Below are 13094 nucleotides of genomic sequence, written 5' to 3'. Positions count from 1 at the left end.
GGGCCGCCGGCGAGCTCAGGCCCGCACGCGGTTGACGGCTGACACGATCGCCCGCAGCGAGGCCGACACGATCGACTCGTGAAGGCCCACACCCCAGACCACCTCTCGCGCTCCGGTGTCCACCGCGACGTAGGCCGCCGCCGTCGCATCGGAACCGGCGCCCATCGTGTGCTCGGTGTAGTCCTCGATCTTGCCCTCGAACAGACCCGCCTCGGTGAGTCCGCGGACGAAGGCGTCGATCGGGCCGTTGCCCTCGCCGGTGATCATCCGCTCCTCGCCGTCGATGATCATCTTCGCTTCGAGCGTCGTGAGCCCACTGTCGATGGTGTCGCTCGTGGCCCGGTGACCGACGATCTCGACCGTACGCGTCTCGGGTTCGACGTACTCGGACATGAATCGGCGATGGATCTCGTAGGACGTGATCTCGGTGCCCGACTCCTCGGTCACCTTCTGGATCTTCCGGGAGAAGTCGACCTGGAGTCCACGCGGCAGATCCATCCCGTACTCGTGCAGGAGCACGTAGGACACGCCACCCTTGCCGGACTGGCTGTTGACCCGGATCACGGCCTCGTAGCTGCGCCCGAGATGACGGGGATCGATCGGCAGGTAGGGCACGTCCCACGAGTCGTAGTCGCCCACGAGCTCCTCGCCCGGCTGGGCGTCGTAGATGTGGGCCATGCCCTTCTTGATCGCGTCCTGGTGGCTGCCGGAGAACGCGGTGTAGACGAGATCACCCACGTAGGGGTGGCGCGGGTCGATGGTCATCCGGTTGGCGAACTCGTAGACCCGCCGCATCTCGTCGATGTCGCTCATGTCGAGCTTGGGGTCGACGCCCTGGGTGAACAGGTTGAGCCCGATGGTGACGAGGTCGACATTGCCGGTGCGCTCACCGTTGCCGAACAGCGTGCCCTCGACGCGATCGGCGCCTGCCATGAGGCCCATCTCGGCGGCGGCGACCGCGGTGCCCCGGTCGTTGTGGGGATGCAGCGAGAGCTGCACGGTGTCGCGGTCCTTGATGTCGCGATCGAAGCGCTCGATCAGATCGGCGTAGAGGTTCGGCGTCGACATCTCGACGGTGGCCGGCAGGTTGAGGATCAGGGGTTTCTCGGCCGTGGGCCCGAACACGTCCATCACGGCCTCGCACACCTCGATCGCGAAGTCGGGTTCGGTGCCGGTGTAGCTCTCGGGCGAGTACTCCCAGCTGATCGACTCGGGGTTGCTCGAACGCTCGAGGCCCTCCATGCAGATCTTGGCGCCGTTGACCGCGATGTCGATGATGCCCTGCCGGTCGAGACCGAACACCACACGTCGCTGGGTTGCCGAGGTGGAGTTGTAGAGATGGACGATCGCGCTCGGCGCGCCCTCGATCGCCTCGAAGGTGCGGTCGATCAGGTCCTTGCGGGCCTGGGTGAGCACCTGGATGGTGACGTCGTCGGGGATCAACCCGTCGTCGATCAGTTCTCGCACGAAGTCGAAGTCGGTCTGCGATGCGGCCGGGAACCCGACCTCGATCTGCTTGAAGCCCATGTGCACGAGTTGGTCCCACAGGCGGCGCTTGCGGGTCGAGTCCATCGGATCGACCAGGGCCTGGTTGCCGTCGCGGAGGTCGACCGAACACCAGATGGGCGCAGCGTCGATGCGCCGGCCCGGCCAGGTCCGATCGGGAAGCTCGACGGCGGGATAGGGCCGGTACTTCTCGAACGGCATCTTGTTGTCTGCCTGGGTGGTCATGGGATTCTCCGTGACGGGGTTGGTCGGTTCGATTCTAAAAACATGCGGGCCGGAAAAACACGAAACCCCCCGGCCCGAGGGCACGAGGGGTTGGGCGAGCGCCTATGGGGCACTCGCCTACATGAGAAGAAGCAGGTTCGGTTGGGTGTCGCGTCCGGTCTTCACGTTGTTCAGCTTATCACCTTCGACAGCAGAGCCATCGGCCGGCATGTCAACCTGCATTAGCGTTCGGGCATGACGAACCCGGCGACCCGCGACCTCGCAGAGTCGGTGCTCACCGACGCAGCCCTCGACCAGGAAGTCGACACCGTGCTGCGCCGAACGGCCGACGGCTACCGGGCCGCGTCGGCGCGCGGTGCCGTCGACTTCACCCGTACCGGCGAGGGAACGATCGAGATCCTGGCCGAGTCGGGAGCTCATTCGTTGGCCGACCAGCGCACCGATCAGCGCACCGCCATCGACGAAGAGACCGATGATCCGTGGGCCCTCCTCGGCGAGCATCCGACTCCCCACGCCATGGCCAGCGTTGCGCAGTACTTCGACTCACCCCACGCGCCCGACCTGGTCGTGCTCCACGCCCCGACCCACCGGTTCCACGGCAACGTGGGCGAGCACGGGTCGCTCGCCACCACCCAGGCCCGCGCGCCCTTCATCGCCGCCGGCCCCGGCGTGGCCGCGCGTGGCATCGTCGACGACCATCTCCGCACGGTCGACATCGCCCCGACCCTCGCGGCCCTCCTCGATTGTGCGCCGATCGAAGGGGTCGACGGGCTCGGCCGACCTCGCTCGGGGGTGCGCGTCGCCGTGCAGGACGGCGACGAGTGCACCGCCGTCCTCGACCCCGACACCCGTCCCGATCATGTGGTGCTCTTCCTCTGGGACGGCTGCAACCCGCAGGCGCTGCACGCGGCCGCGGCGTCGGGTGCGGCGCCCCGTATCGCCGAGCTGATCGAGCGGGGCACGTCGTTTCGCCACGGTGCCTACGCGAGCCTCCCCACCGCCACGCTGGCCAACCATTCGGCCGCCGCCACGGGTGTGTTTCCCGGGCGCTCGGGGATCCTGCACAACACCTGGTACGACCGCGGCCGCGACCAGCTCGTCGACCTGCTGGAGTTCGGCCAGATGATCACGGCTCGTGATCATCTGCGCGACGACATCGAGACGATCCACGAGGCGTTGCATCGCAACGAACCCGACGCGATCTCGGTGGCCACCTACGAGTACGGCGACCGCGGCGCCGACTGGTCCAGCTACCTCCAGATGACCAACCGGGAGCCGCAGGGGCCGCTCACCGACGACGATCGTCGCCGCCACCGCAGCACCGAGTTCATGGGCATTCCCGAGTTTCGCAGCTATAGCGTCTACGACGCCCACAGTGTGGCCGACGCCCGCCATTGCTGGTCGGGCGACCTGGGTGGGCTCCCCCGCTTCTCGTGGTTCACGTTGAATCTCACCGACTCGATCGGCCACTACGGCGGCCCCCACAGCGAGATCGGCCGCGCCGCCATCCGCGACACCGATGCCCGGATGGGTGAGATCATCGACGAGATCGACCGCCGCGGGGTGCTCGACCGCACCGCCATCGTCATGTGCGCCGACCACGGCATGCAGACCACCGCCGAGGGTGAACCCGTCGACCTGTCGGTTCCCCTTCGTGACGCCGGCGTCGACCATCTGATGGTCGACGCCCAATACGTCTACCTCCGCTGACCGTTGCATCCGGGGTCAGACCCCCGTTGCAGTTCGGGCAAACGGTGGAGATGGGACGGGGGTCTGACCCCGGCGTCCCAACTCAGGGGAGGCGGTTGAGGAAGCTGACGACCTCGGAGGTGAAGGCGTCGTTGCGGTCGCCGGCGACCATGTGGCCGGCGTCGCTCACGTCGGCGAACTCGGCGTTGGGCACCTCGGCCACGAACTCGGCGGCGCCCTCGGCACTGACGACGTCGCTCATCCGGCCCCTCACCAGCAGGATCGGCTCGTCGATCGCCATCGAACACTCGGTCAGCAGCACCGGGTCGGTGATCTCCGACGGGCCCCTCTCGGCCGTCGGCATGATGAAGGCAGGGTCCCAGTGCCAGTACCAGCGGCCGTCCCGCTCGCGCAGGTTCTTGCGCAGCCCCTCGACCGACGGCGGTCGTTCTCGATGGTGGTTGTAGGCCGCGACGGCGTCGGCGGCCTCCTCGAGCGTGGCGAAGCCGGTGCGGGCGTTGGCCGTCATGAAGTCCGAGATCCGGTCGGCACCCTTTTGCTCCATCCGGGGCACGATGTCGACGAGCACGAGCCCGCTCGCGGCTCCCGTAGCGTCACGGCCGAGGAGCAGCAGCGATGTCAGTCCGCCCAGTGACGCACCGACCAGCGCCGGCCGACCACCGATCTCGTCGATGACCCGGCCCAGGTCGGCGGCGAACATCGACAGGCGATAGTCGCCACTCGGCGACCAGTCGCTCTCGCCGTGACCGCGGGCGTCGACGGTCCACGCGGTCCAGCCGCGCTCGGCGACTGCGGCCGCCGTGCCGCCCCACGAGTGTCGCGTCTGGCCGCCGCCGTGGAGGAAGATCACGTGCCGGCCGGTGTCGACACCCTCGTCTTCAGGGGCTCGACGGTCGGCGACCAGGGTGAGCCCGTCGCGGCTCGTGAAGGTCGTACGACTCGGTTCCATTGGCCAGGAACGTAACCGTTAGGGTCCGGGCATGGGTACTACGGCCAACACATTTCCTGACGGCATCGCCGCAATCGACACGATGATGGGTACCACCGCCGGTACCACCGGCAAGGACCGCTACAAGTTCCTCGACCGGGCCCTCAAGGACGCCGAGTCGGCCAACATGAACTTCCCGGCCCAGTACATGTTCAAGGACGTTCCCTTCTCCGATCAGGCCCGAACCGCCGACGGCGAGCTCGAGGAACCACCCCAGGGCGCCGACCTCCTCCTGCCGTTCATGGACCGGGCCGGCGTCGAGATCGCCATGGTCGGCTGCAAACCCGAGGGTGACGGCTACGGCAACCAGTGCGTGCAGGATCACCCAGATCGGTTCATCGCGGCCTATGAGGCCGACCCGAACGAGGGGGTCGATGCGCTGCGAAAGATTCGCAGGATGCACGCAGAGATGGGACTCAAGGCCATCACCGCGTTCCCGTCGGGACGCAACCCGCAGGTGCCGATCGACGCGCCGTTGATGTATCCGATCTACGCCCTGTGCGTCGAACTCGACATTCCCATCTTCTGTTGTGCCGGCATTCCGGGTCCGCGCGTGCCCGCCGATGCCCAACACGTCCGGCGGATCGACAACGTGATGTACGACTTCCCCGAGCTCACCTTCGTCACCCGCCACGGCTGCGAGCCGTGGGAGGACCTGGCGGTGAAGCTCATGCTCAAGTGGCCCGGCCTGCACTACTCCACATCGGCGTTCGCGCCGAAGCACTACCCGAGCGCGATCATCGACTACGCCAACACCCGCGGCGCCGAGAAGGTCATCTACGGCGGCTACTTCCCCATGGGGCTCTCGCTCGACAAGATCTTCGAGCAGATGCGTGACGTGCCCTTCCGCGAGCACGTGTGGGAGCCCTTCCTGCGCACGAACGCGCAACGCGTGCTCCGGCTGGACTAGACCCTGCTGATCCGACGCGGTTCGATCCAGGAGAGCAACTCGTCGGCCGGCATCGGTACGGCGATCCCGTAGCCCTGGAGACGATCGATCGGCAGATCGGCCTCGCGAATGTGGTCGTGCACGGACTCGTTCTCCACGCCTTCGGCGACCACGATGAGGTCGAGCGATCGACCGAGGTGGCTGACGGCCCGCACGATCGCCTGATCGTCCTCGGACTCGCGCATCCCCGACACGAAACTGCGGTCGATCTTGAGCGAGGTCACCGGAAGTCGACGCAGGCGGGAGAGTGACGAATGCCCCGTGCCGAAGTCGTCGATCGCGATGCCCACACCGAGTTCGCCCAGTGCGTCGAGCACGGCTCTGGCGGTCGATTGGTCGTCGGCCATCTCGTCCTCGATCATCTCGACCGTGATCCGCTGCGGGACGACGTCGTAGCGGCGCAGCGTCTCGTCGAGCACCTGGGGGACCGACGAGCGCAGGATGCTTCCCGCCGACACGTTCAACGACACCCCGATGTTCATCGGCTGGAGCCGAGCAGCGAGCGAGGCGGCCTGATCGAAGACCATCCGATCCATCGTCGAACGGAGACCGATTCCCTCGACGAGCTCGAGGAAGTCACCGGGCACGAGCAGTCCGTGGACCGGGTGGCGCCACCGCAGCAGTCCCTCGACATCCACGACGCGACCGGATTGCGTTTCCACGATCGGTTGGAAGAACAGCTCGAACTCGTTCGTCTCGAAGCCTCGTTCGACATCACCCGACAGACTCACCCGCTGACGTGACGCCGAACGCGTCGTGTCGTTCCACCGACGCACGCCGACCTGGCTGCGCTTCGCCTCGTACATCGCGAGATCAGCGCGGCGGATCAGCTCCGAGGAGTCGATACCCGGCTCGGCGAACGCGACACCGATCGACGCCCCGATCGAAACATCGATGTCGCCCAGGGTGAATCGTTGGCGGCAGGCCCGCAACAGCTCGCCGGCCAGCAGGTCCGCATCGGTGCCGTGGACGAGAACCGAGAACTCGTCGCCACCGGTGCGGGCGAGCACGCCGACCTCGCCGACCACATCACTCATGCGAGAGGCCAGCGCGACCAGAAGCTCATCACCTGCCTTGTGACCGAGCGTGTCGTTGATGTCCTTGAAGCCGTCAAGATCCAGCGCGACGACCGCGTCGATCCTGCCCCGGAGCATGGACGTCGCGAGGCCGGCCCGATTCCGCAGGCCGGTGAGCGAATCGTGCTCGGCCCGGTGGCGAATGCGCTCGTTGTATCGGCGCTCCCGTTCGGCCTGGGCCGAAGCGAGAAAGTTGATCAGTGGCAGGAGTACGAGATAGACCGCCATCATCACGACCCAGAGATCGACATCGTGCAACAGCCCGGCGGTCGTGAAGCCGACGGCACCGAGGGCCGCGGAGATGTTGAGGTAGCGCTTCCCCTCATTGGCCACGAAGGCGAGCATCGCCATCGCGACGATCATCGTCGTCGCGTACAGGCTCGGCAGCAGCAATACCACGACAACGCACCACGCCATGTCCACCACCGTCGCCACGGCGAGCATTCGGTCGGGGTGAACGAGTCGGTACACGATGACACTCCCGATCGGAATCGGGCCCAGGAGCAGAAAGGTGATCGTGAAGCGATCGTCACCGAGGGCAGGGAGCAGCGCACAGGTGATGCCCAGCGAGAGCGTGGAGATCGTCCGAATCCACACGACGCGAACCACGAGCGAAGGGTCCCAACGGGGCTCCAACTCGAACTCGGGCGCGGCGGTCACACTCTTCAGTCGGCATTTCTGCGTTCGGCGTGAGTACGACGGGTGGGCACGGCGATGCCGTGAAGGCACACTTGTCGGGTGGACCAGCTGATCTGGGAGAACGAACCGACGCGGGGACTGCACTCCCCCATCCTGGTCACGGCCTGGGACGGGCTGTTCGACGTGGGCGGGGCAGCCACCGGGGCGATCGAGGCGCTGCGCGGTGTCGATGCGACCAAGGTCGGCCACATCGACGCCGACGAGTTCTTCGACTTCAACGAGCGCCGGCCGTATGTGCGCATCGACGAATCGGGCGCCCGCCGGATCGAGTGGCCCCACAACGACATCTACGCGCTGCCGCTCGACGGTCGCGATCGTGACCTCGTCCTCATGGAGGGTGTCGAACCGCATCTGCGGTGGCGCACATTCGTCGATGCGGTGGTCGAGGTCGTGCGCCGGTTCGACGTGAGGATGGTCGTCACCCTCGGCGCGATGATCGCCGAAACCCCGCACACGCGACCGCCGGCCATCACCGGCTCCACCACCGATGCCGAACTAGCCGCGCTGATGCGTCTCGATCGGCCGTCGTACCAGGGGCCGACCGGGGTGGTCGGTGCCCTCCACGAACACCTCGATCGCATCGGCGTACCGGCGGTGTCGCTGCGGGCCAGCGTGCCGCACTACGTGGCCGGCGCGCCCAATCCCAAGGCCTCGAGGGCGCTGCTCGAACGCTTCGAGCGGGTCACCGGTCTCCCCACCGGCTGGGCCGGACTCGACCAGGAGGCCCGCGACTGGGAGGCCCGGGTCGACGATGCCATGGCCGACGACGCCGACATCTCTCGCTACGTCCGTCATCTCGAAGAGCGCTACGACGCCCGGACCGCATCCTCGCTGCCCAACGCCGACGACCTGGCCGCCGAGTTCGAACGCTTCCTTCGCCAGCACGACGACGGCTGACCTACGCTCCGGTCCATGACTGAAGCAGTGCATCTCGGAGAAGACGACATCCCGTGGGTCGGCACCGGTGCCGGTGTCGAGATCAAGCTGGTCCAGGCCGACATCGAGCTCGGGCTGTGGATCGTGCGTAATCGTTTCGAACCGGGAACGGTGGTCCAGAAGCACAAGCACACGGGCCAGGTGTTCGGCTACACGCTCACCGGCGCCTGGAAGTACGCCGAGTATCCCTATGTGAACCGAGCCGGGTCGTTTCTGTTCGAGCCGGCCGGGTCCGAGCACACGCTCACCGTGCCCGCCGACAACACCGAGCTCACCGATGTCTGGTTCCAGATCTACGGCGCCAACCTCAACCTCGACGCCGACGGCAATGTCGAGTCGATCACCGACGCCGCCGGCATCTACGCGGCCTACATGGCGCTCTGTGAAGCCCAGGGTCTCGGTCGGCCCAACGTGCTCACCTGAGCCACTTCCTGTTCACGGTCACCGTCGATCGCGACGGTGTGGATGCGCAGTCGGCGCAACTCTGGGAGCACGGCGCGATCGGCGTGGAGGAACTCGACGGTGCGCTTCGGGCGGCGTTCACCGATGCAACCCGGGCTGCCGCGGCCCGCGACCGGCTGGCGCCGCAGGCCGTGATCGAAACCGTCGACGACACCCACGGACTCGACGCCGCGCGTGACCTGCTCACCATCGAGGTCGCGGGAGGTTTCGCGGTGCACCCACCGTGGCTCGATCCGCCGACCGGTTCCATCGGCATCGCGATCGACCCCGGCCATGCCTTCGGGAGCGGGTCGCACCCGAGCACGCGGCTGGCCCTCGACCTCATCGGCACCGAGGTGCGCCAGGGCCAGCGGGTGCTCGACATCGGGTGCGGCACCGGGGTGCTCTCGATCGCCGCCGCGCTCGTCGGTGCCGGGGTCGTCGCCGTCGACATCGATCCCGCCGCAGTGGACGCCACGATCGCCAATGTCGCCCGCAACGGCGTCGCCGACTCGGTCGCAGTGAGATCCGGCTCCGTCGACCCCGGCGACGGGACCCCGTACGACCTCGTCGTCGTCAACGTGACGATCGACATCCACGAGCACATCGCCGGTGAGCTGCACCCCGCCCACCCACGCTTGATCGTCGCAGGGATCCTCGGCCCGACGCAGCTCGACCGGTGTGCGGCCGCCTACGGCGCAACGACGGACCGCCACATCGAATCGGATGGCTGGATGGCCGCGGTGCTGACCCGCTCCTAGGCTCCTCAGATGGCACGGATCGATGTTCCCGACGGCAGAGGACTCGAGCGCGAACGGCTGCTGATGATGCAGCCCGACGTCGCGATCGGCATGGGGGCCTACTCCCAGGCCGTCTACGAGAAGACCTCGCTCCCTCCACGAGTGCGCGAGATCGCGCGTCTGCGCGTGGCGGTGGCCAACGGCTGCCCCGTCTGTCTCAACACCCGCTCGCCCAAGGCAGCCGCCCAGGGGCTCGACGAGGACGGCGTCCAGGACGTCATCGCCTGTTCGATCGGGCAGGCACCCGAGATCGAGGGCCTCACCGATCGCGAACGCCTCGCCGGCGAGTTCGCCGACCGGTTCGCCACCGACCACCACTCGATCGACGACGCCTTCATCCAGGAGATCCGCAATCACTTCACCGACGTCGAGGTCATCGAGCTCACCGCCCTGTGCGCCATGACCGTCGGCAACGGTCGTTTCATGACCGTGCTCGACATCGCAGCCGACGACGACGGCCACTACATCCTCCCCGAGGGCGATTGAGCCGCAGCCGATGGGTGAGCTGATCCGATCGACCGATGGGGTGTCGGTCGCCCTGCACGACCTGGGCGGCGACGGCCCGCCCCTGTTGCTGCTGCACGCCACCGGCTTCCACGGGCGGGCCTACACGCAGATCGCCCGCCGACTCCACGACCACTTCCGCGTCTGGGCCCCCGACCTCCGCGGCCACGGTGACAGCATCACCCCCGACATGGCGCTGCCGTGGCGAGGCATGGTCGACGACGCGCTGGCCGTGCTCGACCATCTCGGTGCGGACGCGCCGTTGGCGGTCTGCGGTCACTCGATGGGCGGCGCCACGGCGATGGCCACCGAGCTCCGCCGGCCCGGCACGGTCCGCGCCGCGTGGATCTTCGAGCCCATCATCTTCCCGCCGTCGGCCACCGCCGGCAGCGGGGCGAATCCGCTCGCCGAAGGGGCGCGGCGCCGGCGACAGGACTTCGCGTCACTCGACGAGGTCATCGAGCGCTACACGGGGCGCGGCCCCTTCGCCGCGGTCGACCCGGTCGTCCTGCGGGACTACATCACCCACGGCTTCCGCCCCACCGCCGACGGGGTCACACTCACGACCACCGGCGAGAACGAGGCCCGCACCTTCGAGGGAGCCGACCTCGAGTTGTTCCCCCGACTCCACGAGATCGGGGTGCCGGTCACCGTCGTCGGCTCGGGTGACGGCGCGCCGCCCGCACTGGCCGCGCCGCTGGTGGCCGCCGAGTTGCCCGCCGGCCGCCTGGTCAGCTGGCCCGACCGCAGCCACTTCGGCCCGTTCGAGGACCCGGCGCGCGCCGCGGCCGAGATCATCGCGGCGCTGGCCGAGGCCTGAGGATGGACGCCCGCGAATGGTTGGGTCTGCAGCCCACGCACAACCCGACCCGCTGGATCCTGCCGATCACGCCCAAGATCAGCGTCGGCTCGAGGTTCCTGTTCGGCGGCGCCGCGCTCGGTGCGGCCACTGCGGCGCTCGAACAGACCACCGGTCGTCCGGTGGTGTGGGCAACCGCGCAGTACCTGTCGTTCGCGCCCGTCGGCTCGGTGATGGACCTGGACATCCACGTGTCGGTGAGCAGTCGGTTCACCTCCCAGGCACGCGTGATCGGCCACGTCGGCGACAACGAGGTCATCGCGGTCATGGCCGCGCTCGGCCGCCGCGAACTCGATGTCGAGCGGGAGTTCCCGCAGATGCCGAGCGTTCTCCCGCCCGCCGAGTGCCTTCCCCGGGGTCGGCACTACGAGGAGGAGAGCCTCGGCCAGTACATGGACCAGCTGTTGGCGATGGCGCCGCCCGGCGAGGCACACCATGGCCCGACCGGTCACGGCGAGGGTCGGGTCTGCATGTGGGCCAAGCCCCCCGAAGCGTTCGAGCCGTCGGCGACCACCCTTGCCGTGCTCGGCGACTGGGTGCCGATGGGTATCGCGATCAGTTCGGGGGAAGCACTCTCGAGCAACAGCCTCGACAACACGCTGCGCGTGCTCGATGTGCACCCGACGGAGTGGTACCTGCTCGAGATCGAAGCCGCCGGCATCCGCCACGGCTTCGGACATGGTCAGATCCGGATCTGGGGCGACGATGGACGACTCCAGGCGATCGCCAGCCAGTCTGTGGTCACTCGGCGACGCAAGGAGCCTTCATGAGCAGGGACGCGAAGTGAGCGCCGATCCGAGGATCGTCATCATCGGGGCCGGCATCGCCGGCATCGGCACGGCGATCAAGCTGCGCGAGGCCGGCTTCGACAATTTCGAGATCGTCGAGAAGTCACACGCCTTCGGCGGCACGTGGCTCGACAACTCCTACCCCGGGGCATCGTGCGACGTCCCGGCCCACCTCTACACGCTGTCGTTCGAACCCAATCCCGACTGGCGCGAGACCTTCGCCGGCCAACCGGAGATCCTCGCCCACATCCAGGCGACGGCGGCGAAACACGGGCTCGACGACGTCGCCCGGTTCGGCACCGAGATCGCCGCCGCCGAATGGGACCACGACCACACCGAGTGGGTGCTCACCACCACCGACGGCGACGAGATCCGCGCCACGATCGTCATCTCCGGCCTCGGTCAACTCAACCGGCCGTCGGTGCCGCCGCTTCCCGGGCTCGACACCTTCGCGGGCACGACCTTCCATTCGGCGCGGTGGAACCACGACCACGACCTGGCCGGACGGCGGGTGGCGGTGATCGGCACCGGCGCCTCGGCTGTGCAATTCGTGCCCGAGATCGTGCCGTCCGTCGCCCATCTCGACCTCTATCAGCGGTCGGCGAACTGGGTGATGCCCCGCAGGAACCCGCCGATCAGTGCGGCTGCCCGCCGCCGCTTCCGCCGCATCCCGGGCTGGCGACGCCTCCATCGACTCGGGATCTATCTCCGCTTCGAGATCCTCGTGAACCAGGTGTTCAACACCGGGTCGTTCGCCAACCGGAAGGCGACCGAAGAAGCGGTGAAGTACCTCGAATCAGCCGTGCCCGACGACGAGCTGCGAGAGCGTCTCACCCCCGAGTACCCCATCGGCTGCACTCGCATCCTCGGCCACGACGGGTGGTACTCGTCCTTGCAGGAACCCCAGGTCGACGTGGTCACCACCGGCATCCGCGAGATCGTCGCCGACGGCGTCATCACCGACGACGGCGAGCACCGACCGGCCGACACCATCATCTTCGGCACGGGGTTCGACACCAACAACTTCCTCGCCCCGGTCGACTTCATCGGGCGTGACGGCATCTCGATCCGTCGCCGATGGGCCCAGGGAGCCGAGGCCTATCTCGGCATCACCGTCGCCGACTTCCCGAACCTGTTCATGCTCTACGGGCCGAACACGAACCTCGGCCACAACTCGATCATCTTCATGATCGAGCAGCAGATCCACCACACCGTCGGCCTGCTCGAACGCATGCGGGACGAGGGAATCGCCGCCATCGATCTCCACCGCCACGAACAGGATCGTTTCAACCGGCGTATCCAGGAGCGGATGAAGAAGCGGGTCTGGGTCACCTCCTGCAGCAGCTGGTACAAGAACGACTCGGGCAAGGTCGTCAACAACTGGCCCGGTTCGACCATCGACTACCGGCGGAAGTGCCGACAGGTCAGTCTCGATCGCTACGAGCAGATCACCGCCGCCGGCGACGTCTAGATGTGATCTTCGGGGAGGTTGTCCTTGATGATCGTGGCGAGGGTGCCGGCTGGTGTTGCCCATTTGAGTGCGCCGTGTGATCTGTGGTGATTGTAGAAGTGGGTGAAGCCGGCGTAGCTGGCTGCTCGTTCGTCTTCTGAGG

12 protein-coding genes are annotated in these 13094 nt (G+C 67.5%); 9 read left to right on the top strand and 3 right to left on the bottom strand.

Translation table 11 applies throughout. From position 1 onward, the window contains the following. Nucleotides 1-15: 15 nt before the first annotated feature. Nucleotides 16-1731: a 2-isopropylmalate synthase gene (gene leuA, locus RIB98_12460; protein ID MEQ8841783.1), complete on the bottom strand. Its 1716-nt coding sequence runs from the start codon at nucleotides 1729-1731 to the stop codon at nucleotides 16-18. A 234-nt stretch (nucleotides 1732-1965) separates the two neighbouring features. Between leuA and RIB98_12455 the strand changes: the two genes are divergently transcribed. Then, a complete protein-coding gene (locus RIB98_12455) occupies nucleotides 1966-3441 on the top strand; it encodes an alkaline phosphatase family protein (protein ID MEQ8841782.1) in 1476 nt (491 codons plus the stop codon). Nucleotides 3442-3523: 82 nt separating this feature from the next. Here RIB98_12455 and RIB98_12450 read toward each other — a convergent pair whose 3' ends face one another. Beyond that, nucleotides 3524-4390 carry an alpha/beta hydrolase gene (locus RIB98_12450; GenBank protein MEQ8841781.1) on the bottom strand — a complete coding sequence of 289 codons (867 nt, stop codon included), beginning with the start codon at nucleotides 4388-4390 and terminating at the stop codon, nucleotides 3524-3526. Between the two features lie 31 nt (nucleotides 4391-4421). Between RIB98_12450 and RIB98_12445 the strand changes: the two genes are divergently transcribed. Then, nucleotides 4422-5339, top strand: a complete 918-nt coding sequence (locus RIB98_12445; GenBank protein MEQ8841780.1) for an amidohydrolase family protein — start codon at nucleotides 4422-4424, stop codon at nucleotides 5337-5339. Here the strand turns inward: RIB98_12445 and RIB98_12440 are convergent. Then, nucleotides 5336-7114 (bottom strand): EAL domain-containing protein, encoded by a 1779-nt coding sequence (locus RIB98_12440; protein MEQ8841779.1) that lies wholly within the window; start codon nucleotides 7112-7114, stop codon nucleotides 5336-5338. The two genes, RIB98_12445 and RIB98_12440, sit on opposite strands and share 4 nt — an antisense overlap. A gap of 78 nt (nucleotides 7115-7192) precedes the next feature. Between RIB98_12440 and RIB98_12435 the strand changes: the two genes are divergently transcribed. From RIB98_12435 to RIB98_12405, 7 genes are read left to right on the top strand one after another with little or no spacing between them, the layout of a single operon-like run. Further along, nucleotides 7193-8050, top strand: a complete 858-nt coding sequence (locus RIB98_12435; GenBank protein ID MEQ8841778.1) for a PAC2 family protein — start codon at nucleotides 7193-7195, stop codon at nucleotides 8048-8050. A 15-nt stretch (nucleotides 8051-8065) separates the two neighbouring features. Beyond that, complete coding sequence (locus tag RIB98_12430; protein ID MEQ8841777.1) at nucleotides 8066-8512, top strand: 2,4'-dihydroxyacetophenone dioxygenase family protein; 447 nt, start codon at nucleotides 8066-8068, stop codon at nucleotides 8510-8512. Nucleotides 8513-8550: 38 nt separating this feature from the next. After that, entirely contained in the window at nucleotides 8551-9291 is a 741-nt protein-coding gene (locus RIB98_12425) for a 50S ribosomal protein L11 methyltransferase (GenBank protein MEQ8841776.1), read from the top strand. A gap of 9 nt (nucleotides 9292-9300) precedes the next feature. Beyond that, nucleotides 9301-9816, top strand: coding sequence for a carboxymuconolactone decarboxylase family protein (locus tag RIB98_12420; protein ID MEQ8841775.1), 516 nt, complete (start codon nucleotides 9301-9303; stop codon nucleotides 9814-9816). A 10-nt stretch (nucleotides 9817-9826) separates the two neighbouring features. After that, the gene (locus RIB98_12415) at nucleotides 9827-10654 is read left to right on the top strand and encodes an alpha/beta hydrolase (protein ID MEQ8841774.1); all 828 of its coding nucleotides are present in this window, start codon (nucleotides 9827-9829) and stop codon (nucleotides 10652-10654) included. A 2-nt stretch (nucleotides 10655-10656) separates the two neighbouring features. Then, nucleotides 10657-11463 (top strand): thioesterase family protein, encoded by an 807-nt coding sequence (locus RIB98_12410; GenBank protein MEQ8841773.1) that lies wholly within the window; start codon nucleotides 10657-10659, stop codon nucleotides 11461-11463. Between the two features lie 13 nt (nucleotides 11464-11476). After that, nucleotides 11477-12952: an NAD(P)/FAD-dependent oxidoreductase gene (locus RIB98_12405; GenBank protein ID MEQ8841772.1), complete on the top strand. Its 1476-nt coding sequence runs from the start codon at nucleotides 11477-11479 to the stop codon at nucleotides 12950-12952. Nucleotides 12953-13094: the final 142 nt, after the last annotated feature.

The sequence above is a fragment of the Acidimicrobiales bacterium genome (assembly GCA_040219515.1).
Taxonomy (GTDB): domain Bacteria; phylum Actinomycetota; class Acidimicrobiia; order Acidimicrobiales; family Aldehydirespiratoraceae; genus JAJRXC01.
The sequence above is the reverse complement of the archived record's forward strand: the minus strand, read 5'-3'. Positions and strand labels throughout refer to the sequence as shown.

What these genes read in the sequence shown, in the direction of transcription:
- leuA (MEQ8841783.1), bottom strand. Translation starts at nt 1,731, where the DNA reads ATGACCACCCAGGCAGACAACAAGATGCCGTTCGAGAAGTACCGGCCC.
- RIB98_12455 (MEQ8841782.1), top strand. Translation starts at nt 1,966, where the DNA reads ATGACGAACCCGGCGACCCGCGACCTCGCAGAGTCGGTGCTCACCGAC.
- RIB98_12450 (MEQ8841781.1), bottom strand. Translation starts at nt 4,390, where the DNA reads ATGGAACCGAGTCGTACGACCTTCACGAGCCGCGACGGGCTCACCCTG.
- RIB98_12445 (MEQ8841780.1), top strand. Translation starts at nt 4,422, where the DNA reads ATGGGTACTACGGCCAACACATTTCCTGACGGCATCGCCGCAATCGAC.
- RIB98_12430 (MEQ8841777.1), top strand. Translation starts at nt 8,066, where the DNA reads ATGACTGAAGCAGTGCATCTCGGAGAAGACGACATCCCGTGGGTCGGC.
- RIB98_12420 (MEQ8841775.1), top strand. Translation starts at nt 9,301, where the DNA reads ATGGCACGGATCGATGTTCCCGACGGCAGAGGACTCGAGCGCGAACGG.
- RIB98_12415 (MEQ8841774.1), top strand. Translation starts at nt 9,827, where the DNA reads ATGGGTGAGCTGATCCGATCGACCGATGGGGTGTCGGTCGCCCTGCAC.
- RIB98_12410 (MEQ8841773.1), top strand. Translation starts at nt 10,657, where the DNA reads ATGGACGCCCGCGAATGGTTGGGTCTGCAGCCCACGCACAACCCGACC.